The following is a 22,030-nucleotide window of genomic DNA, read 5'->3' as shown; positions in this document are numbered from 1 at the left end:
GCCGATCACTGGCCGGCCGTCGGACAGCCGCTTTCCTTCTCGCTCAGGAATGCCTCGTTGCCGGGGATGGTGGCGAGGTATTTGTAGTAGTCCCAATCCTTGGTGCTCTCGGCTGGCGACTTGACCTGATAGAGATACATGTCGTGGACCATGTTGCCGTCCGCCTGCACCTTGCCGTTGGCCGTAAAAACGTCGTTCACCGGCATCGAATGCAATTGCTTGGCGACGGCTTCGGTCTCGTCGGTGCCAGCCTTGTCGATCGCCTTCAGGTATTGTGTCACCGCCGAGTAGGTGGCGACCTGGATCATGTTCGGCATGCGGTTGGTGCGCTTGAAAAAGCGCTGCCCGAATTCGCGGCTCTTGTCGTCGCGATCCCAGTAGAAACCCTCGGTCAGCACGACGCCCTGCGCCGCCTGAAGACCCAGCCCATGCACCTCGGCCAGCGTGAAGAGAAGCGCTGCAAGACGCTGGCCGCCCTGGACGATGCCGAATTCAGCCGCCTGCTTGATGGAGTTGGAGGTATCGAGGCCGGCATTCGCCAAACCGATAACCTTGGCGCCCGACGATTGCGCCTGCAGCAGGAAAGACGAATAATCGGTCGCCCCCAGGGGATAACGCACTTCGCCCAACACCTTGCCGCCGTGACCCTCGACGAACTTCGTTGTCTGGTCCTTGAGCGAATAGCCGAATGCATAATCTACGGTGACGAAGAACCAGCTGTCGCCGCCCTGCTGCACCAGAGAGCCGCCGGTTCCCACTGCCTGCGAATGGGTGTCATAGGCCCAGTGGAAGCCATAGGGTGAGCACTGTTTGCCGGTCAACTCCGTGGTCGCCGCACCGGTAACGATATCGATCTTCTTCTTTTCCTTGGAAATTCCCTGGACGGCGAGCGCCACCGAAGAGGTGGTCAGTTCCATGATGGCATCGACCTGTTCGGTGTCGTACCACTGCCGCGCAATGTTGGAGGCGATATCCGGCTTGTTCTGGTGGTCGGCGCTGATGACCTCTATTGGCGCTTCCTGCACCTTGCCGCCGAAATCCTCGACCGCCATCTTGGCCGCCTCGACCGACCACTTGCCGCCGAAATCGGCATAGACGCCCGATTGGTCATTGAGGATGCCGATCTTGACCTTGCCATCGGAAATTTCGGCGGCTGAGGCGGGGATTGCGGATGCGGCGAGAAGCGCTGCCGAAACGAAATGGGATAGTTTCATTGTCTAAACTTCCTCCCTTGTGGTGTGTCACCTGGCGAAATGTCGACGGATGCGATCGTCAGAGATAAGCACATCCGTGGATGGTAACCATCGCCCGGCACCGCGATAACCGTTACTTTAGTAGAAAGTTGCACCCGGTCCCGGGAAAGCCTGACGCGATCTAAAGCGCGTCGGGGCACCGCCGCAAAATTTTCGCGCCAAGTTGGTTGGCGTGCCCGATTGCTGCGGTGGATGGGTCTGCTGGGTCGAACAGATCGTCCTTCACCGGGTCAGCATATCGGGCCGGAATCGAATTCGCCCAGTCGTGTGCTTTGTTTCACATACGTCTGCCTCGAATCCAAGTTTAGTAAGGAGGAGCTAAAACAGTGGAGTAGAGGCCAAGCCCCGCGGGGGCGAGATCCGACAAAGGGGTGGAGTCATGCTAACAATTCAACCATATGAGACGGCTCAACAAAGCCTGTGCGCTTTTGATATCGATCCTGATAGCCCACCGCCATCCATAGCGGCGGATATCGAGATCGCGATTGTCGATGATCGACCGCTGATGTGCGACTGCCTGGCAAGGGGCCTGACGGTTTTCGAACCAGCGTTTCGTTTCCAGCATTTCTCGAGCATCGAAGCCTTCGATGCGGCAAGCCTGGATGAGACCCAAAGGATCTCGACGGTGTTGATGTGCGTTATGTGGTCAAATTCCGAAGCGGACCACCATCTTGCCCGGATCGCCCATCTCAAGGCCACCAGACCTTCGGTGAATGCCATCATCCTGGCCGATATCGAAAATCTTGACGATATTCTCAAGGCGATCGAAAAAGGCGCGCGAGGCTATGTTCCGACGAGCGTCAGCTTGCAGGTCGCGGCCAAGGCCATTCATCTTGTGGCGGCAGGGGGATTTTCATCCCACCGAGTGTCCTTTACCAATCGGCGCAAAACGCCAAGGACGGCCAGCAAACGGGCAAACAGCAGTCGCAAGACGACAACGTTTTCACGTCACGCCAGATCTCGGTCATCGAAGCCCTGCGTCGAGGGAAAGCGAACAAGATCATCGCCTATGAACTCAACATGTGCGAGAGCACGGTCAAGGTGCATGTCCGCAATATCATGAAGAAACTTCGCGCCCGGAACCGGACCGAGGTGGCCTACATCCTGAATACGACGCCGTATCAGGGGCTCACCAGGAATTGATCGACGGCAGCCGCTTGGCGAATGCCGTGGTGCGTGAACCGGTCAAGATCGCAATCGCGTGATTGCAGCTGTGTCCTCCGAAGGCGGATGCAGCCCCACGGTCTGGGGTGGCGACCTCAGCTTCCAGCAGCAACAAGATGTCCGCCACCGACGTCGCTCAGCACCAGTCTCGCAGGCGTCTCGCCGATCTTTCGCGTCGAACTCGGGATTTCCTGGTCGAGGCGGGCGAAGCGGCTTCTTCGCTTGCCCGGATCGGCCACCGGCACGGCTTCGATCAGCCGTCTGGTGTAGGGGTGACGCGGGTTGGAAAAGAGCTGGTCGCGCGTGCCCATCTCGACGATCTGGCCGAGATACATGACGGCGACGCGGTCGGAGATGTTCTCGACCACCGCCATGTCGTGCGAGATGAAGAGGTAGGCGACGCCGAATTCGCGCTGCAATTCCTTCAACAAATCGAGCACGCGCGCCTGCACCGAGACGTCGAGCGCCGAGACGCTTTCGTCGGCGATGATCAGCTTCGGCCGCAGCGCCAGCGCCCGCGCGATGCAGACACGCTGGCGCTGGCCGCCTGAGAATTCATGCGGATAGAGTTCCATCTGGTCGGCTGACAGGCCGACGCGCTCGAACAGCGCGGCCACACGCTCGCTGCGCTCTTGCTTCGAGGCGATGCCGTGGATGACCAACGGCTCGGCAACGAGATCGCCGACGCGCATACGCGGGTCGAGCGAGGCGTAAGGGTCCTGGAATATCATCTGCACGTCGCGGCGCACCGCCTTGCGCTCGTCGCGGCCAAGGCCGGACAGGTTGCGCCCGCCAATGACGATGTCACCGCTGTAAGGCACCAGCCCGGCCAGCGCCTTGGCGGTGGTCGACTTGCCGCAACCGGATTCTCCGACCAGCGCCAGCGTCTCGTTGGGGGCGATCGAGAAGCTGACGCCCTCGACGGCGTGGACGCGGCGGTTGACCCTGCCGAAGAACCCGCCATGCAGGTCGAAGCGGACATGCAGGTCTCTGACCTCGGCGACATTGGCTGGCGTCGCCGCCTCGGCATCCCTGGATTTCTGCCGCCCCACGCCGCTGCCGATGCGCGGCACGGCGGCCAGCAGCTCGCGCGTGTAGTCGGCTTGCGGCCGGGCGAAGATGTCGGCAGTTTTCCCTTCCTCGACCATGCGGCCGTGCCGCATGATGATGACGCGGTCGGCCATCTCGGCGACGACGCCCATATCGTGGGTGATCAGGATGACGCTGGTGCCATGCTGGCGCTGCAGGTCACGCAGCAGCTCCAGCACCTCGCCTTGCACGGTGACGTCGAGCGCCGTCGTCGGCTCGTCGGCGATCAGCACGTCGGGCTCGAGCGCCAGCGCCATGGCGATCATCACCCGCTGGCGCATGCCGCCAGACAGTTCGTGCGGAAACTGCTTTAGCCGGCTTTCGGCTTCCGAAATGCGCACCGCCTTCAACGCTTCGATGGCGCGCTGTCGGGCCTCGCTTTGTGACAGGCTGGTATGCGCCTCGATGGATTCGGTCAGCTGCCGGCCGATCGACAGCACCGGGTTGAGCGAGGTCATCGGCTCCTGGAAGATCATGGCGATGCGGTCGCCGCGAATGCGGCGCATCTGGCGGTCGTCGAGATCAGCCAGATCGGTGTCGCCGAGACGGATTCTACCAGCGGAAATGCGCGCCGCCGGCTGTGGCAGCAATTGCATGATGGCCAGCGCGGTCATCGACTTGCCGGAACCGGACTCGCCGGCAATGCACAACGTCTCGCCGCGGGCCAGCGTCAGCGACAGGTCGGAGACGACCTCGCGCTCGCCGTCCTCGCCGCGCACGCTGACCGACAGGCCGGCGATGTCGAGCACCGGTCCCGCCGTCACCGGAGCAGCTGCCCCGGTCCGCTTTTTGCCCGCACCTGCGGTCATTCGAAGACGCAGCGCGGGAAGTAGAACGACACCACCCAGTTCGGCATGTCGACGATCTCGCTGATGCGGAGATCGCCGCACACCGAGGCCAGCATATAGGCCTCGACCGGATCGATCTTGTAACGGCCAGCGAGCAGGTCGACCATCTGGGCAACCGCCTCCCTGGCGCCGGCCATCAGGTCCGGTCCGATGCCGGTCGTCACCTCATAGCCCTTGGCGTCGAGATGGCGCGTTACCGGGCCCGACGTGGTGAAGCGCGGCGTCTTCAGCCTGGCGTCCTTGACCAGGTCGAGCTTGAGCACGACATCCATCGGGCTTTCGATCGCCGTGCCACAGACCTCGCCGTCACCTTGCGCGGCATGGGTGTCGCCGACCGAAAACAGCGCGCCGGCCACTTCCACCGGCAGATAGAGCGTAGTGCCGGCAGCGAGATCGCGGATGTCGAGGTTGCCGCCGACCCTCCTTGGCGGCACCACCGAGTGGTGGCCCTTTTCCGCCGGTGCGTTGCCGATGGTGCCGGCAAAGGGTTTCAGCGGCACACGCGCATTCTTGCCGAACAGTGCCGGCTCGAGCGAGGCGGCATCATACTTCCAGATGTTCAGCGCCGGCTGCTTGAAGTCGTCGGCGAGCAGGCCAAAACCCGGAATGTTCGCCGTCCAGCCGAAGCCGGACGGTTTGAACAGCTCGATCGTCACCTTCAGGGCGTCGCCCGGCTCCGCACCCTCGACGAAGATCGGCCCGGTGACCGGATTGATCTGGCCGAAGTCGAGCTTGGCGATGTCAGCGACCGTGCTGTCGGGCTTCAGCTGACCGCCGCCTGCATCGAGGCACTGGAACTCGATGGTCGAGCCGGGCGCCACCCGCTCGGCCGGGGCAAACGAATTGTCCCAGCCGAAATGATGATGGCGCCCGTGGATGGTGTAGTCGCAGTTATTGCACATCTTTTACGTACACATTGTCGTAGTTGATCGGGATATGGACCGGGTCGACATAGAGGTTGTCGGCGCCGCCCATGCGCGCCGATTTCATGGTGAAGCGCTGCTCGTTGAAGACCGGCGCCCACGGTGCGTCCTCCATCACCTTGTCGTAGATAGCGCTCCACATCTTGTCGCGCTCGCCGGCCTTGGCCGGATCGACCACCGAATCGGCCTCGGCCGCCTTGGCGTCGAGATCCTTGTTGCAGTACCACGACCAGTTCCAGCCGCCCGGCACCGCACCGGCGCAGCCGAGGATCGGGCCGTAGAAGTTCGACGGATCCGGGAAGTCGGCGATCCAGGCCATGCCGCCCGACCAGATCATCGGCGCACCGGCCTTGTCGCCGCCGGCGGCGATGACATTGGCCTGCGCCAGCGACTGAATGCTGGCCTTGATGCCGATCGCCGCCAGGTCCTGCTGGATCGCCTGGGCGATGCGCGGGTTGGGGTCGGTGTTCATGGCAAACAATTGCGTGTCGAAACCATCGGGATGGCCGGCCTCGGCGAGCAGCGCCTTGGCCTTGGCGACGTCATAGGGATAGCCCTTGTATTCCTTGTCGTAGCCCGGCATCGACGGTGGCAGCGGCTGGTTGGCCGGCACGGCGCGTCCGTTGATGATCTGGATGACACGCGCCTTGTTGATCGCCATGTTGACGGCCTGGCGCACCTTCACATTGTCGAACGGCGCCATGGTGGTGTTCATGGTGACGTAGCCGGTGTGCAGCTGGCCGCCCTCGACGACGCGCGCCTTCTGCTCGGGATCGGCCATCACTTCCTGGAACTTGGCCGGCGGAATGCCGTCGCCGGGCACGTCGATCTCGCCCTTCTGCAGGCGCAGCAGCGCCACGATCGGCTCCTGGCCGATCTCGAAGGTGATCTTGTCCAAATGCGGCAAGCCTTTGTGCCAGTAGTCCGGGTTGCGCTCGAAGACGATGCGCTGGCCGAGCGTCCACTCGGCAAGCTTGAAGGCGCCGGTGCCGACCGGATGCTTGCCGAAATCGGCGCCGTATTTCTCGACCTCTTCCTTTGGCACGACATGCGAGAAGTTGATGGCCATGACATGCAGGAAGGTGGCATCGGGGCGGGTCAGCTCGAACTTGACCGTGTAGGGATCGACGACGGTGACGCCGGAGAGGCTTTCCGCCTTGCCTGCAGCGACATCGTCATAGCCCTTGATCGAGCCGAAGAAGCCGGCGCCTGGGCTCTGGGTCTTCGGATTGGTGACGCGGTCGAGCGAATATTTCACGTCGTCGGCGGTCATTTCGCGGCCGTTGTGGAATTTCACGCTATGGCGCAGCTTGAAGGTGAAGGTCTTGCCGTCGGGCGAGATCTCATAGCTTTCGGCGAGGTCGGGCTTCAAATTGGTGGTGCCCGGCTCGTAGTCCATCAGCCCGTCGAACAGGCTCTTGATCATCGACCAGTTCTGCCAGTCATAGCCGATCGCCGGATCGAGCGTAGCAACGTCATCCTTGTAGGTGATGGTAATGGCGCCGCCTTGCTTGGCGTTCGGATCGATGGCGTCCTCGGCGCGAACACTTGTCATGCCAAGCATCAGCGCCAGCGCCGATGCCGCCACTGTGGATGCGAGAAACTTTTTCATTTTTATGTTCCCTTTCTCTGTTTGGTTTCAGTCATGTCCTGTTTTCATCTGAGCTTGATGCGGGGGTCGATAAAGGGCGCGATGATGTCGGCCAGCAGATTGCCCAGCACGATGGCGAAGGCCGACACCAGCGTTACGCCCATGATGATCGGGATGTCGACGCGCTGGATGGCTTGCCAGGCGAGCTGGCCGATGCCGGGCCAGCCGAACACGCTTTCGACGACGACGATGCCGCCCATGAAGATGCCGATATCGATGCCGATCATGGCGATGACCGGCAGGATGGCGTTGGGCAGCGCATGGCGGAACAGGATGGCGCGTCGCGCCAGACCCTTGGCACGGGCGGTGCGCACGTAATCCTGGCGCAGCACGTCGATCATCGACGAGCGCATCATGCGGGCGTACCAGCCGGCGCCGAGGATGCCCATGGTCAGCGACGGCAGCACGAGATGACGCCAGGTGCCGTAGCCGCCGATCGGAAACCAGCTGAGCCGTACGGCAAAGACGTAGAGCAGCAGCAGGCCGACGACGAATTGCGGCGCAGAGACGCCGACGAACGAGGCGACCATCAGCGTCTGGTCTGTAGCGGTGCCGCGCTTGACGGCGGCGATGAGACCCATGCTGAGGCCGAGCAGCAGCTCGCACAGGATGGCGCCGACCATCAGCAACAGGCTGGCCGGCAGCCGCGAGACGATCAGCTCGGTGACCTCGGAGCGCTGGATGTAAGAGCGGCCGAGATCGCCGCTGATGAGCTTCACCAGATAGCGCCAGTACTGGACGACGAAGGGCTGGTCGAGGCCCAGCTGCTGGCGGATGTTCTCGACCGTCTGCGGCGTGGCGCTGCGGCCGGCGATCTGGCGTACCGGATCGGCCGGCAAGAGATAGAGCAGCGCGAAAGTGATCAGCGAGACGCCGAGCAGGATCAGCAGCGACTGGATGAGACGGCGGCCGAGATAGGCGATCATGCCCGGCCCCTTTGCGTCGGATCGAGGATGTCGCGCAGCGCATCGCCGATCAGGTTGAAGGCCAGCGCCAGCGCCAGGATCGCCGCACCGGGGAAGAACACCAGCCAGGGTGCGGCCTGGAAGTAGGTCTGGTTCTCGAAGATGATGTTGCCCCAGGACGCCGTCGGCGGCTGCACGCCGATGCCGAGGAAGGACAGCGTCGCCTCGAGCAGCACCGTGGTGGAAATGCCGAGCGTGCCCCAGACGATGATGGTCGGCAGCAGATGCGGCAGGATGTGGCGAAACAGGATGCGCGGTGCGCTGGCGCCGATGGTGCGCTCGGCGTCGATGAACTCGCGTTCGGCCAGCGAGCTGGTCTCAGTGTAGATGACGCGTGCGGTCTGCACCCAGTTGACCAGCGCGATGACCATGGCGACGATCCACAGGCTGGGCTCGAACACCGCCGCCAGGCAAATGGCGAGCAAGAGCGCGGGAAACGCCATCATCAGGTCGGTGAAGCGCATCAGCGCGCTGCCGATCCAGCCGCGGAAATAGCCGGCGACAACGCCGACCAGCGTGCCGATCAGAAGCGCCACGCCATTGGCGACGATGCCGATGATCAGCGAGGTGCGGGCGCCGTAGAGGATGCGGGTCAGCAGGTCGCGGCCGAGCAGGTCGGTGCCCAGCCAGAATTTTGCATCCGGCGGCAAGGGCGAGCCCTCGATGGTCAGGCCGTCGAACATCTGCTCGTTGGGATCATAGCCGGTCAGCCATGGCGCCAGCACGGCACCGGCAACGACAATGGTGACGATCACCAGCCCGAGCAGCGCCAGACGGCGCCTGACCAGCCGGCGCCAGACGCCGGCGCGCGGCTTGACCGGCATGCGCCCTGGCGCGGTGAGATCAGGCGCGATGGGACTGGTCATCGCCGCCTTCCTCTTCCGTCATCGCTACGATCCGGCGCGCGGCATCCTCGATGCTGATCTGCCAGCTCATCGCCAGCGAGCGCAGTTGCGCATAGGCGCGGTCGTCATTGGTGCCTTTCGACAGTGCGGTCACCGCGCGCACGATGGTCTGGCGCTCGGCGACACGCTGGCGAAGCGAGGCAATCTCGCCGGCCAGATGTTTGCGCGCCTCGAAACTTTGGCGTGCGATCAGCAGCGCGCTGTAGACGCCGGCAGTGCCGACCGGCTTCAGCAGCTGGGCGTCGGCCTTGTGCGACAGTGCCCATTCGATGCGGCCGGGTACCTCGGAGCCGATCAGCGCCACCAGCGGCATCGGCGCCTCGCCCGGCTTCCACGGGAACTGCTCGTCGAAGCCGAGATCGGCGTCGAAGAAGACGAAATCGGCCGCCAGCGCCTCGGGCGGCAGTTCCGGCCAGCAATCCAACGTGATCAGGCCGATGGCCGACAATTGCCGGGTGATCGCCTGCACCGTCGGGTGCGGGCGATGCAGGATGAAGGCCCTGGCGCCACCGAGATTGGGAATGCGTGGCGCCCTGGTCACGACACCACCCTGAGGCGCGGACGGCCGAATGTTTTTGCAGGATCGTAGCGCGACAGATACGGGTCCGGCGCGACCTCGTCCTCGCGGCTGACAACCTCGAAGAAGCCGTCCGCAATTCGCCCAATGATCACCGGCAATGTCGCGTGCTGGGAGTGGGCGTCGATGGCGATCGGCCCGAGCCGAGTGGAGAAGCGCCGTTCGGCGAAGGCTTTGGAGAATTCCGCCGGACCGGCTTCGGCATCGCGGGAGAGCACGTCGGCCATCACTTGCACCGAGGCATAGGCGGAGGCCTCGAAGGACGAGGCGAAGGCGGCCGGGCGCGGCGCGAAATACGGCCCGACCGACAAATGCCCTTTCCCGGATTCGCCGATCGCCGGCAGCTCGCCCTCGGTGAGGTTGCAGGAGATGACGGGACAGGCTTCGGGGCGGAAGGCCGGATCCTCGTCGCCCAAGTCGCGATAGGCCGCCAAGAAGGCGTAGGACGAGGTGCCGATCAGATTGTTGAGGATGAAGTTCGGCCGCGTGGCCCGGATTTCAGCGATCAGGCGCGACACGTCGGTCTCGCCGATGCGCAGATAGCGCTCGCCCAGAACCTTGCCGCCGGCATCGGCGATCAGGTCGCGCGCCACGCGGTTCATCTCCCAGCCCCAGATATAGTTCGAGCCGAGCAGGAAACCGTTGGCGCCGAAGCGCGGCACGACATGGGCCATCAGCGGCACCAGATGCTGGTTGGGGCAAGCGTGCATGTAGACGACGTGCTCGTTGGCCTCGAAGCCCTCATAGGGGCAGGCGTACCAGAGCATGCCACCGGCTTTCTCCAGAACCGGGATCGTCTCCTTGCGGCTCCAGGAGGTCACACAGCCGACGACATGGCGGGCGCTGCTGGTCTTGAAGATGTCCTCGCAGAGCGTCGCGTAGCGATCCGCATTGCTTTGCGGATCGCGCTCGACCGGCACCAGCTCGATGCCATGCTGGCGGTCGGCATTGATGTCGGCGACCGCGCGCATGGCGCCCATACGGCACGCATCGGAGATGAGCTGGTAGCTCCCCGAGCGGGAATACAGGATGCCGATCTCGATGCGCCGTTTCAAACAGATCCCCAAAATGACAATGCCCCGCAGCCAGCGCCGGAGGGGCGAGGCATACGAGGCATTCTTGCCGCCCGGCGATCAGAGCCGGTATTTTTCCGATCACTAACCTATTCGGTACAGGCGGTCAGTCAAGCCCTATCCGCGTGCCACACTCACGGCCTGCCATCGCTGTTTCGTTGCCGCCAGCTATCTGGCCGCCGGCCTCTGACTGTGTTGGCGGGCATAGGCCACACAGGCGTCCACCGTGCTGACACAAAGCGCGTCGCGCCTGTTGGGCAAATTGTTGTCGCCGGCGTAGGCAACTTCGGCGACGCGGCCGTCGACCATGCGAATTTGCGTGTCGCAATATCCGCCGGGAGCGACATTGACGGAGCCGCCGACCGCCGGGATAGCGCCGACCGCTAGGGTTGGGACGACAATACTGAGATTGCCGCGCTGAACGATGCGCTTATAGGTCCAGATCTGGCCCGATCGGCCAGCGGCGGCGGTGGCAGTCGGAAACCCCGCGCACATTCGAACGTCGGCTTCACTAAGGCCGACCATCTCCTTGCGAGCCGCCGCCACCGTGGGGTCAACCTTGGCGATGCGCGACGTATCGTCGGGAATGACGCAGGAAGACTGGACGCCGACGAAGAGAACAGGAAGGGCAAGCTTTCGAATACAGGAAAATGTCATACCGATTGTAAGATTTGCCCGATTGCAGATTTGCGTGACGCCCGCCGCTCCTTTTACCTAGGCAAACAGGCGATCGGATCAACCCGTTCAGCTTCACGAAAAAGTGGCCATGGCTGCATCATGGCTGGCGGCCGGGAAGCCAACGCGCCATGGCGGAAATGGGCTCGCATCGGGGTTCAGCCGTACCGGATGCGGGCCGCAAGGGACCGGAGAACGGTCAGCTCTCGCCGTCGATCAAGCTCTCCAGGAGGTCGAGCAACTGCTCAAGCTTCTCGTGACCAAAACGCCGTTCGATGTCGTCATAGATGACGCGACGCTCGGGCGACAGGGCGTCGATCAAGGCGGAACCGGCAGGCGCAATGGTCAGCACGACGCGGCGGCCGTCGCCTTGCGCCTTGTTGCGGGTGATGAATTTGCGTCCCTCGAGCGCCTTGATGATGCGCGTCAGGCTGGGCGGCAGCACCGATGCGCGATCGGCAAGCTCTGTTGCCTCGACCGAGCCGGCTTCGCTCAACACACACAGCACACGCCATTGCTGCTCGGTGACGTCATGCGCCGCAAGCATCGGCCGAAACCGTGCCATCACTGCTTCGCGGGCATGAAGCAGCGCCAATGGCAGGGAACGACGGGTGTTTTCAGGCAGCAAGAAGAACGTCCTCAATAGTGCCGTCGTCAACGGGGTTCTTTCAGCACGGACCGTGAGCCGAAACCCGACCTTTCCATCCCGTATCGTTGCGCCCAGCCCGATGCAAGACTTGACTCAGCGTCGCCACTGGCCGTGCTGCGGTCACCGGCGAAGCGCTCGGCCTGCATATGGATGTCGACGCCTTCTCCAGAGACTACCGGAATCGCAGCGCAGCCGCCGCGGTCGATCCGATGGCGTCTTGTGCTCCCCTTCTCGAAATTTTTGTGAGAATATTCCCGGCTTTGACGAGAACGGCGAAACGCGTTCTTTGATATAATCGATAGAATTTCTGACGATGTGACCAAGGCTAGGCAATCCGCCTGGCTGCCATGACTTCACAACCGCAGAGATCAATCATGTCCGACTTCAAGAACACTTTGCCATCTTCCCTTTGGTCAACCGTCAACCGGCGCAGCGGCCTGGCTCTGCTGTTCGCATCGGCCGTCGCGATCGGCAGCCTGATGGCGCCCAGCGCGTCGCTCGCTGAGGACAAGAAGGCGATCAAGGTCGGTATCATCAGTGGCGAGGACGAGGATGTCTGGCGGGTCGTCGTCGCTCAGGCGGCCGAAAAGGGCCTCTCTATCGAGACCGTGGTGTTCAACGACTACACCCAGCCCAACGAGGCACTGGAGCGCGGCGAGATCGACGCCAACGCCTTCCAGCACCAGCCTTATCTCGACAACCAGATCAAGACTCAAGGGTACCACATCGTCCGCGTCGGCTATACCGGCGTCTGGCCGATCGGCCTCTACTCGAAGAAATACACCAAGGTCGCCGACCTGCCCGAGGGCGCGGTCATCGGCGTGCCGAACGACCCTTCCAATGAGGGCCGCGCGCTGCGCGTGCTGCAGAACGAGGGCGTGATCAAGCTGAAGGACGGCACCGGCATTCTGGCCACCACCGCCGACATCGCCGAGAACCCGAAGAAGGTGGTGATCAAGGAGCTCGACGCCGGCATTGTCGGCCGCTCGGTCGAGGATCTCGACGCCGCCGTGGTCAACACCGACTGGGCGCTGAAAAGCGGCCTGACGCCGGAAAACCGCATCGCGCAGGAGCCGATCGCCGATAATCCCTACCGAAACTTCATCGCGGTGAAGGTCGGCAACGAGAACGAGGCCTGGGTGAAGACGTTGGTCGCGTCCTATCAGAATGAGGCGGTGAAGGCCGAGTTCGACAAGGTCTACAAGGGCACCGGCCTCAGCGCCTATTGATCCGATCCTCGGCCGGAAACCCGGCTCGAGAGCAACAGCGGTCCGCGCTCAGGTGCGGGCCGCGATTGCGTTTTCGGATGGCGAGAACAGGAACACGAATGAACCAGCATATCACGGCATCCGGGGACACCACCGATCCGACCCAGGCACGAGCCGAGGCGTCTCAGGACGTCGTGCGCCTTGTCGAACTGAAGCGCCGCTTCGGTGTGACGGCGGCGCTCGACGGCGTGTCGCTGACGGTGCGCAAGGGCGAGATCCTCGGCATTATCGGCCGTAGCGGCGCCGGCAAGTCGACGTTGATCCGCTGCCTGAACGGGCTGGAACGGCCTGACTCCGGCGAGGTGTTCATCGAAGGCCGCGAGATCAGCCGGCTTGGCGAGCGCGACCTGCAGCCGTTGCGGCGGCGCATCGGCATGATCTTCCAGCATTTCAACCTGCTGTCGGCCAAGACCGTCGAGGACAACGTGGCGCTGCCGCTGAAGATCGAGGGCCGCCCGAAAGCCGAGCGACTGAAGCGCGCCGCCGAACTGCTCGATCTCGTCGGCCTGTCGGAGAAAGCAAAAGCCTATCCGGCGTCGCTGTCGGGCGGCCAGAAGCAACGCGTCGGCATCGCCCGGGCGCTTGCCGCGCGCCCGGCGCTGCTTTTGTCGGACGAAGCCACTTCTGCGCTCGACCCGGAGACGACGCGCTCCATCCTCGCACTGCTGAAAGACATCAACCGGCAGCTTGGCCTGACCATCCTTTTGATCACCCATGAAATGGAGGTGATCCGCTCGATCGCCGACCGGGTGGCGGTGATCGACGCCGGGCGCATCGTCGAGGAAGGGCCGGTGTGGTCGGTGTTTGCCGACCCGCGCTCGGACATCACGAGAAGCCTGCTCGGCGCCATCCGGCCGCAACTGCCGGCCGAGCTGGCAGCCCGGCTGCTGCCGGCAGCCGGCGCGGAGACGATCCTGCGCGTCGACGTGGCCGGCGAGGCGGCAAGCGGGCCCTTGCTGTCCGACCTTGCCACGGCTGTTCCAGGCGCCTTCCGCCTCGTCCATGGCGGCATCGACCATATCCAGCATCAGCCGGTCGGCACGCTGTTCCTTTCGGTTCCCGGCAGCGATGTAAATCATCTCGCTGACATCATCACATTCCTGAAGGCCCGCCAGGCGCGGGTGGAGGTGCTTGGCCATGTCGCCAATCCTGTTTGAACTTCTGCTGCGTTCGATCTGGGAGACGGTGCTGATGACGGCCGCCTCCGGCCTTATCTCGCTGGTTTTCGGCCTGCCGCTCGGCCTGGCCCTGATTGCCACCGAACGCGGCGGCATTGCTGAAAGCCTGTGGGTGAACCGGGCGCTCGGCGCCATCATCAACGGTTTCCGCTCCGTGCCCTTCATCATCCTTCTGGTGGCACTGATCCCGGTGACGCGGCTGATCGTCGGCACCTCGATCGGCACATGGGCAGCCATCGTGCCACTGTCGATCGCCGCCACGCCCTATTACGCGCGCATCGCCGAAGTGTCGCTGCGCGAAGTCGACCGCGGGCTGATCGAGGCCGCGCGCGCCATGGGTGGCAACCGCTGGACGATCATCCGCGAGGTGCTGGTGCCCGAAGCCCTGCCCGGCATCGTCGCCGGCTTCACGGTGACGCTGGTGACGCTGATCGGCGCGTCGGCCATGGCCGGCGCGATTGGCGCCGGTGGCCTCGGCGACCTCGCCATCCGCTACGGCTACCAGCGTTTTGAGACGTCCGTGATGATCGCTGTGGTCATCGTACTGATCATCCTGGTCTGCGGCATCCAGTGGGTGGGTGACCGGCTGGTGGCGCGGCTGGATCGGCGGGGGTAGGCAGGCTGAACATTTGGGATTGGCCGAGGTCTCCCCAACTTCGTCATCCACGGGCGGCGCAGCCGCGAAGCGGCGTCGCGGAGACCCGTGGATGACGAAGCGATGGGCGGTCCGGCTAAGCCCGCAACCTGACCCCCTCCGGGTCGAAGAACGGTATCGGCGCCACGACCGCGCGGGTCGGTACGCCTTCGATCTCAATGCTGAGCTCGGTGCCGATCGCGGTGAAGGGCAGCCGCAGATGCGCGGTGGCCAGCACCTTGCCGAGGGAATAGCCATGGTCGCTGTAAGTGACCACGCCGGCGTCCTCGCCATCAGCCATAACCCTGGCATCGGTTGCGGCCGGCTTGTCGCCGTCGAGGATCAGGCCGACCCATTGCTCGTCGAGGCCCTTGTCGCGGACCTTGAGCAACGCTTCGCGGCCGACGAAATCGCCCTTGTCAAACTTGATCCAGCGGTCGAGGCCGACATGGAACGGCGTGCGGGTCTCGTCCATGTCGATGCCATGCGCCGGATAGGCCTTTTCCAGCCCGAGCGTGAACATTGCCAGCACACCATATGGCTTCAGGCCGAAGTCCCGCCCGGCGTGCATCAGCTTTTCCCAGACCGAGGCCGCCTCGTCGGCCGGCACGAAGAGTTCGAAGCCGAGTTCGCCGGTCACGCCGGTGCGCGAAATCAGCACCTTGGTCTCGCCGACGCGCCCTGAGGCGAACGACCAGCGCTTCAGCCCGTCCAGATCGGCATCCGTAATCAACGCTTTCAGCAGTTCGCGTGAGCGCGGACCCTGGATGGTCGGGAAGGCGATGGCGGCGGTGATGTCGGTGACATAGGCTTTGCGCCCCTGCGCATGATGCAACAGCCAGGGCAGCATCTTCAGGCGGTTGACCGAGCCGGTCACCAGCATGAAATGCTCCGGTGCCAGGCGGAACACGGTGAGGTCGTCCATGATGCCGCCATCCTCGCGGCAGACCGTGGAATAGCGGACCTGTCCGGGCTTCATGGCGGCGGCATCGTTGACGATGACGTGGTTGACCAGCGCCTCGGCGTCCGACCCCTTGATGTCCATCTTGCCCATGGTGCTGAGATCCTGCACGCCGACATTTTGGCGGGTGTTCAGATGCTCGTCGGCGATGCCGGAATAATACTTCGCGGAGATGAAATCGCCACCGACCCGACCCATGGTCGCGCCCACGGCAACGATGCTGCTGTAGAAAGGGGAACGCCGCTCAGCCAAGGAAGTCTCCATCATTCATGAAAAACGGCAGCGCCAGGCGGCGCTGCCGAAGGTGATTGTTGCCGGTCTCAGCTGCCGTAGACGTCGAACGAAAAGTACTTGTCGTTGATTTCCTTGTACTTGCCATTGGCGCGCAGCGCGTCGATGGCCGCATTGAGCTTGTCGGCCAGCTCCTTGTTGCCCTTCTGCAGTGCAATGCCGACGCCGGGGCCGTGAATGGCCGGATCGGCCGTCAGCGTGCCGAGCAGCTTGCAGCAGGCGCCGTCGGGCTTCTTCAGCCATTCGGTCAGGATGATCGAGCCGTCCATCATCGCGTCGAGCCGGCCATTGGCCATGTCGGTGCGGGCATCGTCGCCGGTCGGATAGGCCTTGACGGTCGAGCTTGCGTATTTCTGCTCGGCGAATTTTTGGTGGATGGTCGCGGTCTGCACGCCGAGCGCCTTGCCTTTCAGGTCTTCCGGTGAGGTGCCTGATATGGTCGAATCCTTCGGCACGGCGATGGCCGGCGGCGTCTGGTAGTATTTGTGGGTGAACTCGACCTTCTCGGCTCGCTCGGGCGTGATGGTGATGTTGATGATGGCGTCGAACTTGCCGGCCTGCAGCGCCGGGATCGAACCATCGAAATCCTGTACGCTAAACTCGCACTCGGCCTTCATCTGCGCACACAGCGCCTTGCCGAGGTCGATGTCGAAGCCGCCCAGTGTGCCGTCGGCACTGGCGTAATTGAAGGGCGGATAGGCGCCTTCGGTGCCGATCCTGAGCTTCTTGTCCTGGGCGGAAGCACCCGTGGCCAGCGTAAGGGCGACGGAAGCGGCAAGCACGAAACGACCGAAAAGACGCATGTTCGAGATCTCCGTTGACCGGAGAAGTCTACGGGCTTTCGTGCCCTCGGCGGAGACGGAAACGACATGCGCTGCGGCGATCACGGCGCGGCGAGCGGACCAAGCCCTCACGATTGGTGGTGCGTTAGCCGGCGCGCTGCTTGTTCGTCGCCGTCCGGTCGATGGCGAGTTCGCCTGCCGAGAGGACAACGCCAAATTTTTCGCTGACTTCCTCTGACGTATAATATCCCAGCGCCACGTCGCGCAGCACCAAGTCCGGGTCGCGCTCGCGCGGATCGCCATAGCCGCCGCCGCCCGGCGTGCCGACGCGCACGCGGTCGCCGGCCTTGAGCGCGATGTCCTGCTCCTTGGAGAGGTGCGGCGGCACATGCTCCTCACCGTTGCGGAAGACAATGACGGTATTGACCGCGCCGTCCTTGCCACCGAGTGCACCTTGCGGGCCGAAACGGCCGTGATCCATGACGAAGGAGGCACGGGCGTCGCCGCGCAGGATCTCGACCTCATATGCGAGCCCGAAGCCGCCGCGATGCTTGCCGGCGCCGCCCGAGCCTTCGCGCAGGGCGTAATGGCGGTAGAGCACCGGAAAAGCCTGCTCCATAATCTCGACCGGTGGCGATTTGGAAATGCCGATGGTCGAGCAGCCATTGGTCAGGCCGTCGTGGCCTGAATTGCCGCCGTAGCCGCCGCCGGAGATCTGGTACATCACGTAATCGCGGCCGCGCGCCGGGTCGTTGCCGCCGAGCGCGAAATTGCCGCTGGAGCCGGCGGGAGCCGCCGTCACCTTTTCCGGCAATGCCTGCACCATCGCCGCGAATACAGCTTCGGCGATGCGCTGCGACACTTCGGCGGCGCAGCCCGACACGGGGCGCGGATATTTCGCGTCGAGGAACGTGCCTTCCGGCCGCTTGACGATCAGGGGCTCAAACGCGCCGGCGCTGATCGGCACATCGGGGAAAATGTGGCGCATGGCGAGATAGACCGAGGACAGGGTCGTCGCCAGCACACTGTTCATCGGCCCGGCGCAGGGCTTTGACGAGCCGGCGAAATCGAAGGTCAGTGTGTCGCCCTGTTTCTCGACCGCGAGCGCGATGGTCAGCGGCTCGTTGACTACGCCGTCGGAATCGACAAAGGCCTTGGAGCAGTAGGTGCCGTCGGGAATGGCTGAGATGTTGGCGCGCATCTGTTCGGCGGCGCGGCGGCGCAGTTCAGCGATTGCCTCGACAACAGTTTCATCTCCGTAACGATCCAGGATTCCGTTGAGCCTGTCCTGGCCGATCAGCAGTGCGGCGGCCTGGGCCCGGATGTCGCCGATGCGCTGGTCGGCAACGCGAATGTTGGAGCAGATGATGGCGTAGATCTCCGGATCGAGCACGCCCTTCTTGAACAGCTTGACCGGCGGCAGCCGCAGCCCTTCCTGCTCGACCGCGGTCGCCGAGGCTGAAAACCCGCCCGGCACCGAGCCGCCAATATCGGGCCAATGGCCGGTATTGGACAGCCAGCAGAAAATCTTGCCGTCCCGGTAGACCGGCATGGCGAAGCGCACATCCATCAGATGGGTGCCGCCGAGATAGGGGTCGTTGACGATGTAGATGTCGCCGGGCTTTGGGGCCAAGCAGCGGCCATCGGCGATCATTTCGATTACCGTCCTGGTCGAATACTGCATGACGCCGACGAACACCGGCAGGCCCTGGCTTCCTTGCGCGATCAGCGAACCATCGACGGCGGAATAGATGCCGTCGGAGCGGTCGTTGGCCTCGGCGATGACCGGCGAGAAGGCGGCGCGCGAAAAGGTCAGGTCCATCTCGTCGCAGACCTGCTGCAGGGCTGCCTGGAGGACCGAAAGCGTGATGGCGTCGAGCTTTGCCCCGTCAAGATTTGGCATCTCAGGTCTCGCCAATGTCGATGATGATGTTGCCGTCGGCGTCGCAGCGTGCGCGGTCGCCGGGTTCGAGTACGGTGGTGGCGTCCATCTGTTCGAGGATCGCCGGGCCATCGATGACCGCGTCGAGCGGCAGTTTTTCGCGTGCGTATACCGGCGTGTCGTGCCAGCGTCCGCCATACCAGACCGGCCGGATCTCGCGCCGCGCCTCGTCGAGCGTTTTTTCGCGTCCAGCCGGGTCGATCAGCCGGGACAGATCGATCGCCGGACGCACGCCGGTGACCGAGGTGTTGAGGTTGACGAGATTGGCCCGGATCTCCGGCAGCTCGACCTTGAAGCGGGCGAAATAGGCCTTTTCGAAAAGCTGCTGCAGCGTTGCCCGCGTCACCGATGAGGACGGCAATGGCACGTTGATGATATGGGTCTGGCCGACGAACTGCATGTCGGCGGAGTGGGTGACGCGGATCGTCTCCGGCTTCACCGCTTCCATGCCGATCAGCTCTTCACCTTCGTTTCGGTGCCGTTCCAACACTCCGTGAAGTTGGGTTTCGTCGAGCACCGCCACCGGCTGGTTGATGGTGTTGACGAAGTCGTGGCGCAAGTCGGCGACGACGCAGCCGAGTGCGTTGGTGATGCCGGGACGCGCCGGCACCAGCACCCGGGGCAGGCCGAGTTCGCGCGCCAGCGCGGTCGCATGCAGCGGCCCGGCGCCGCCAAAGGCAAACAGGGCAAAGTCGCGTGGATCATGGCCGCGCGAGACCGAGACCATGCGGATGGCGCCGGCCATCTTCATGTTGCCGAGCCGCAGCACCGCGCCCGCCGCCTCGACGCCGGACAGGCCAGTCGCCTTACCGATCTTTTCCTCGAAGATGCCGGTGACGCGCTCTGATGTGACCGGATTTTCGACCGCCAGCAATTTCTTCGGCGCCAGCCGGCCGAGCACCAGATTGGCGTCGGTGATGGTCGGTTCGAGGCCGCCGCGCCCATAGCAGATCGGGCCGGGGTTGGCGCCGGCACTTTCCGGACCGATCTGGATCAGGCCGGCCGCGTCGACACGGGCGATCGAGCCGCCGCCGGCGCCGACCGTGTGCACCGCCACCATCGGCACGTGGATCGGCATCGCATATTCGATCTCGATCTCGTTCGACACCGCCGGCTCGGCATTGCGGATCAGCGCCACGTCGGTCGAAGTGCCGCCCATGTCGTAGGTGACGAGGTTTTCGAAGCCGGCGCGTTTTCCGGTATAGGCGGCGGCGATGACGCCCGAGGCCGGACCGGACATGACCGTCTTGGCCGATTCACGTGTGACGAAGCGGGCCGAGATCATGCCGCCATTGCCGTTCATGATCAGGAAGTCGCGTGCATAGCCTTTTGCAACCAGCTCCTTGCGCAGCCGCTCGACATAGCGCTCGAGGATCGGCTGCACGGAGGCGTTGACCGAAGCGGTGACGCCGCGCTCGAATTCGCGTGCTTCCGACAGCAGTGCGTGGCCTGCCGTGATGTAGCCGTTCGGCCAGAATTCGGCGGCGATTTCGGCGGCACGCCGCTCATGCGCCGGGTTGGCGTAGGAATGCAGGAAATGGATGACGAGGGATTCGCAGCCGGCCGCGATCAGCGTCTGCACAGCCTCGCGCATCTCGGCCTCGTCGAGCGGCGTACGGATCGCACCGGACGCCTCGACACGCTCCGACACTTCAAGCCTGAGATTACGCGGGATGATCGGCACGAAGCTGCCGGTCATGCCATAGGCCTGCGGCCGTGTGCGCCGGCCAAGCTCGATCACGTCGCGAAAGCCGCGCGTGGTGATCATGCCGGTTTTCGCCAGCCGGCGCTCTAGCACCGCATTGGTGGTGGTGGTCGTGCCATGCACGATGAGATCGATGCCGTCGATCGGAAATCCGGTGGCGCCGAGTGCCGAAACGACGCCGAAAGCCTGGTTGTCGACCGTGGTCGGAGTCTTGGCGATATGCACCCTGCCGCCGTCGCGTCCGTCGATCAGGAGTAGGTCGGTGAAGGTGCCGCCGACATCGATACCGGCGACGACATTTCCCAGGGAATCGCGCGCTTGCGCCGAAATATTCTCTTTCATCGTCGAAACCCGAAATGCCCGGACTACGGATATGTGTCAGTTTGGAAAGGTGTTTTACGGTAGCATCTTGACGCAAATATCGTTTGTATACTAATAAATTCCCGACACAAGAGCTTACCGCTTTGGAGTGTACGAACAGCACGCCGGAACCTGAATGGTTCGGGCGCGCAGGTGAAGGTTTGGCGCCCGCGTCCGTGAGTTTGGGCCAGAAGGTTGGATTTGATGAACACCACATCCGCTCTCAACACCGTCGGCGCCCGCCCGCTGCAATTCCCGATTCCGGCCAACGTCTATGCCGAGACCGTCGTCTCGGTGAAGCACTATACCGACCGGCTGTTCTCGTTCCGCATCACCCGTCCGCAGTCGCTGCGCTTCCGCTCCGGCGAGTTCGTCATGATCGGCCTGCCCAATGCCGAGAAGCCGGTGTACCGCGCCTACTCGGTGGCGAGCCCGGCCTGGGACGAAGAGCTGGAATTCTTCTCGATCAAGGTGCCGGACGGCCCGTTGACCTCGGAACTGCAGAAGATCCAGGTCGGCGACACGGTCATCATGCGCCAGAAGTCGACCGGCACGCTGGTGGTCGACGCGCTGACCCCGGCCAAGCGGCTGTTCATGATCTCGACCGGCACCGGCATCGCGCCCTTCGCCAGCCTGCTGCGCGACCCCGACACCTACGAGAAATTCGATCAGCTGATCCTGACCCATACCTGCCGCGACAATGCCGAGCTGATCTACGGCCAGGAGCTGGTGGCGGCGCTGGAAAGCGACCCGCTGATCGGCGAACTGACCACTGGGCGCGTCACGCTCTACAATTCGACGACCCGCGAAGACTCGGCCTGCATGGGCCGCATCACCGCGCTGATCGGCTCCGGCAAGTTCTACAGCGATCTCGGCATCGACAAGCTCAACCCGGAAACCGACCGCATCATGATCTGCGGCTCGATGCATATGCTGAAGGACGTCAAGGAACTGGCCGAAAGCCTCGGTTTCGTCGAAGGCTCGCTGAGCCATCCGGCGACTTTTGTGGTCGAGCGCGCCTTCGTCGGCTGAGCCGAGCGTCGACACTTTCATATCCGCATTTTGACCTTTCGGTCAAAAACTAGCTGCTTTCGCAGCCTTTTTCAGCTATGAGCGCCCTAAGGACTCGTGAAGCGT

General features: G+C 63.6%; 20 protein-coding genes. 6 read left to right on the top strand and 14 right to left on the bottom strand.

Features of this window, described 5'->3' with window-relative positions; translation table 11 throughout:
• Positions 1-5: 5 nt before the first annotated feature.
• Positions 6-1,214 carry an ABC transporter substrate-binding protein gene (locus tag EJ076_RS05050; RefSeq protein WP_126067116.1) on the bottom strand — a complete coding sequence of 403 codons (1,209 nt, stop codon included), beginning with the start codon at positions 1,212-1,214 and terminating at the stop codon, positions 6-8.
• 418 nt (positions 1,215-1,632) lie between these two features.
• On the opposite strand from EJ076_RS05050, the gene EJ076_RS05045 reads away from it, so the two are divergent.
• On the top strand, positions 1,633-2,316 hold the full coding sequence (locus tag EJ076_RS05045; RefSeq protein ID WP_245462958.1) for a hypothetical protein: 684 nt from the start codon (positions 1,633-1,635) through the stop codon (positions 2,314-2,316).
• Positions 2,253-2,396 carry a LuxR C-terminal-related transcriptional regulator gene (locus EJ076_RS35675; protein WP_245463068.1) on the top strand — a complete coding sequence of 48 codons (144 nt, stop codon included), beginning with the start codon at positions 2,253-2,255 and terminating at the stop codon, positions 2,394-2,396. Before EJ076_RS05045 ends, EJ076_RS35675 begins: the two co-directional genes overlap by 64 nt.
• 116 nt (positions 2,397-2,512) lie before the next feature.
• Here the strand turns inward: EJ076_RS35675 and EJ076_RS05040 are convergent, their stop codons facing one another.
• From EJ076_RS05040 to hpaR, 9 genes are all read right to left on the bottom strand, one after another.
• Complete coding sequence (locus EJ076_RS05040) at positions 2,513-4,315, bottom strand: ABC transporter ATP-binding protein (protein WP_126067115.1); 1,803 nt, start codon at positions 4,313-4,315, stop codon at positions 2,513-2,515.
• Positions 4,312-5,256: an acetamidase/formamidase family protein gene (locus tag EJ076_RS05035; RefSeq protein WP_126067114.1), complete on the bottom strand. Its 945-nt coding sequence runs from the start codon at positions 5,254-5,256 to the stop codon at positions 4,312-4,314. Before EJ076_RS05035 ends, EJ076_RS05040 begins: the two co-directional genes overlap by 4 nt.
• Positions 5,246-6,889: an ABC transporter substrate-binding protein gene (locus tag EJ076_RS05030; RefSeq protein ID WP_126067113.1), complete on the bottom strand. Its 1,644-nt coding sequence runs from the start codon at positions 6,887-6,889 to the stop codon at positions 5,246-5,248. Before EJ076_RS05030 ends, EJ076_RS05035 begins: the two co-directional genes overlap by 11 nt.
• Positions 6,890-6,933: 44 nt before the next feature.
• Positions 6,934-7,854: an ABC transporter permease gene (locus tag EJ076_RS05025; RefSeq protein ID WP_126067112.1), complete on the bottom strand. Its 921-nt coding sequence runs from the start codon at positions 7,852-7,854 to the stop codon at positions 6,934-6,936.
• Positions 7,851-8,717, bottom strand: coding sequence for an ABC transporter permease (locus EJ076_RS05020; protein WP_206438805.1), 867 nt, complete (start codon positions 8,715-8,717; stop codon positions 7,851-7,853). Before EJ076_RS05020 ends, EJ076_RS05025 begins: the two co-directional genes overlap by 4 nt.
• A 19-nt stretch (positions 8,718-8,736) precedes the next feature.
• A complete protein-coding gene (locus EJ076_RS05015; RefSeq protein ID WP_126067111.1) occupies positions 8,737-9,339 on the bottom strand; it encodes an ANTAR domain-containing protein in 603 nt (200 codons plus the stop codon).
• Positions 9,336-10,430: a transporter substrate-binding protein gene (locus tag EJ076_RS05010; RefSeq protein ID WP_109667408.1), complete on the bottom strand. Its 1,095-nt coding sequence runs from the start codon at positions 10,428-10,430 to the stop codon at positions 9,336-9,338. The genes EJ076_RS05015 and EJ076_RS05010 overlap by 4 nt, the downstream gene beginning before the upstream one ends.
• 186 nt (positions 10,431-10,616) lie before the next feature.
• Complete coding sequence (locus EJ076_RS05005) at positions 10,617-11,105, bottom strand: hypothetical protein (RefSeq protein WP_126067110.1); 489 nt, start codon at positions 11,103-11,105, stop codon at positions 10,617-10,619.
• 217 nt (positions 11,106-11,322) lie between these two features.
• A complete protein-coding gene (gene hpaR / locus EJ076_RS05000; RefSeq protein WP_126067109.1) occupies positions 11,323-11,751 on the bottom strand; it encodes a homoprotocatechuate degradation operon regulator HpaR in 429 nt (142 codons plus the stop codon).
• 395 nt (positions 11,752-12,146) lie between these two features.
• Between hpaR and EJ076_RS04995 the strand changes: the two genes are divergently transcribed.
• The 3 genes from EJ076_RS04995 to EJ076_RS04985 all read left to right on the top strand — a co-directional run bounded on the left by EJ076_RS04995 (position 12,147) and on the right by EJ076_RS04985 (position 14,834).
• A complete protein-coding gene (locus EJ076_RS04995; protein WP_126067108.1) occupies positions 12,147-13,001 on the top strand; it encodes a MetQ/NlpA family lipoprotein in 855 nt (284 codons plus the stop codon).
• A 98-nt stretch (positions 13,002-13,099) separates the two neighbouring features.
• Positions 13,100-14,197, top strand: a complete 1,098-nt coding sequence (locus EJ076_RS04990; protein ID WP_126067107.1) for a methionine ABC transporter ATP-binding protein — start codon at positions 13,100-13,102, stop codon at positions 14,195-14,197.
• A complete protein-coding gene (locus EJ076_RS04985; protein ID WP_027161152.1) occupies positions 14,178-14,834 on the top strand; it encodes a methionine ABC transporter permease in 657 nt (218 codons plus the stop codon). Before EJ076_RS04990 ends, EJ076_RS04985 begins: the two co-directional genes overlap by 20 nt.
• 115 nt (positions 14,835-14,949) lie before the next feature.
• Here EJ076_RS04985 and EJ076_RS04980 read toward each other — a convergent pair whose 3' ends face one another.
• The 4 genes from EJ076_RS04980 to EJ076_RS04965 form a co-directional block, all read right to left on the bottom strand.
• Entirely contained in the window at positions 14,950-16,080 is a 1,131-nt protein-coding gene (locus EJ076_RS04980; protein WP_126067106.1) for an aminomethyltransferase family protein, read from the bottom strand.
• Between the two features lie 53 nt (positions 16,081-16,133).
• Entirely contained in the window at positions 16,134-16,907 is a 774-nt protein-coding gene (locus tag EJ076_RS04975) for an ABC transporter substrate-binding protein (protein ID WP_126067105.1), read from the bottom strand.
• 124 nt (positions 16,908-17,031) lie between these two features.
• Positions 17,032-18,789 (bottom strand): hydantoinase B/oxoprolinase family protein, encoded by a 1,758-nt coding sequence (locus EJ076_RS04970; RefSeq protein ID WP_126067104.1) that lies wholly within the window; start codon positions 18,787-18,789, stop codon positions 17,032-17,034.
• A gap of 1 nt (position 18,790) precedes the next feature.
• The gene (locus EJ076_RS04965; protein ID WP_126067103.1) at positions 18,791-20,875 is read right to left on the bottom strand and encodes a hydantoinase/oxoprolinase family protein; all 2,085 of its coding nucleotides are present in this window, start codon (positions 20,873-20,875) and stop codon (positions 18,791-18,793) included.
• Positions 20,876-21,097: 222 nt separating this feature from the next.
• Here EJ076_RS04965 and EJ076_RS04960 point away from each other — a divergent pair, with 222 nt between their 5' ends.
• Positions 21,098-21,925, top strand: a complete 828-nt coding sequence (locus EJ076_RS04960) for a ferredoxin--NADP reductase (protein WP_126067102.1) — start codon at positions 21,098-21,100, stop codon at positions 21,923-21,925.
• Positions 21,926-22,030: the final 105 nt, after the last annotated feature.

Source organism: Mesorhizobium sp. M7D.F.Ca.US.005.01.1.1 (assembly GCF_003952545.1).
Lineage (GTDB): Bacteria > Pseudomonadota > Alphaproteobacteria > Rhizobiales > Rhizobiaceae > Mesorhizobium > Mesorhizobium loti.
This window is presented reverse-complemented; position numbering and strand designations above follow the sequence as displayed.

Bases quoted from the DNA above. Each gene is read 5' to 3' on its own strand.
- EJ076_RS05050 (WP_126067116.1), bottom strand. From the start codon at position 1,214: ATGAAACTATCCCATTTCGTTTCGGCAGCGCTTCTCGCCGCATCCGCA.
- EJ076_RS05045 (WP_245462958.1), top strand. From the start codon at position 1,633: ATGCTAACAATTCAACCATATGAGACGGCTCAACAAAGCCTGTGCGCT.
- EJ076_RS05040 (WP_126067115.1), bottom strand. From the start codon at position 4,315: ATGACCGCAGGTGCGGGCAAAAAGCGGACCGGGGCAGCTGCTCCGGTG.
- EJ076_RS05035 (WP_126067114.1), bottom strand. From the start codon at position 5,256: ATGTGCAATAACTGCGACTACACCATCCACGGGCGCCATCATCATTTC.
- EJ076_RS05030 (WP_126067113.1), bottom strand. From the start codon at position 6,889: ATGAAAAAGTTTCTCGCATCCACAGTGGCGGCATCGGCGCTGGCGCTG.
- EJ076_RS05025 (WP_126067112.1), bottom strand. From the start codon at position 7,854: ATGATCGCCTATCTCGGCCGCCGTCTCATCCAGTCGCTGCTGATCCTG.
- EJ076_RS05020 (WP_206438805.1), bottom strand. From the start codon at position 8,717: ATGCCGGTCAAGCCGCGCGCCGGCGTCTGGCGCCGGCTGGTCAGGCGC.
- EJ076_RS05005 (WP_126067110.1), bottom strand. From the start codon at position 11,105: ATGACATTTTCCTGTATTCGAAAGCTTGCCCTTCCTGTTCTCTTCGTC.
- EJ076_RS04995 (WP_126067108.1), top strand. From the start codon at position 12,147: ATGTCCGACTTCAAGAACACTTTGCCATCTTCCCTTTGGTCAACCGTC.
- EJ076_RS04990 (WP_126067107.1), top strand. From the start codon at position 13,100: ATGAACCAGCATATCACGGCATCCGGGGACACCACCGATCCGACCCAG.
- EJ076_RS04985 (WP_027161152.1), top strand. From the start codon at position 14,178: ATGTCGCCAATCCTGTTTGAACTTCTGCTGCGTTCGATCTGGGAGACG.
- EJ076_RS04980 (WP_126067106.1), bottom strand. From the start codon at position 16,080: ATGATGGAGACTTCCTTGGCTGAGCGGCGTTCCCCTTTCTACAGCAGC.
- EJ076_RS04975 (WP_126067105.1), bottom strand. From the start codon at position 16,907: ATGCGTCTTTTCGGTCGTTTCGTGCTTGCCGCTTCCGTCGCCCTTACG.
- EJ076_RS04970 (WP_126067104.1), bottom strand. From the start codon at position 18,789: ATGCCAAATCTTGACGGGGCAAAGCTCGACGCCATCACGCTTTCGGTC.
- EJ076_RS04965 (WP_126067103.1), bottom strand. From the start codon at position 20,875: ATGAAAGAGAATATTTCGGCGCAAGCGCGCGATTCCCTGGGAAATGTC.
- EJ076_RS04960 (WP_126067102.1), top strand. From the start codon at position 21,098: ATGAACACCACATCCGCTCTCAACACCGTCGGCGCCCGCCCGCTGCAA.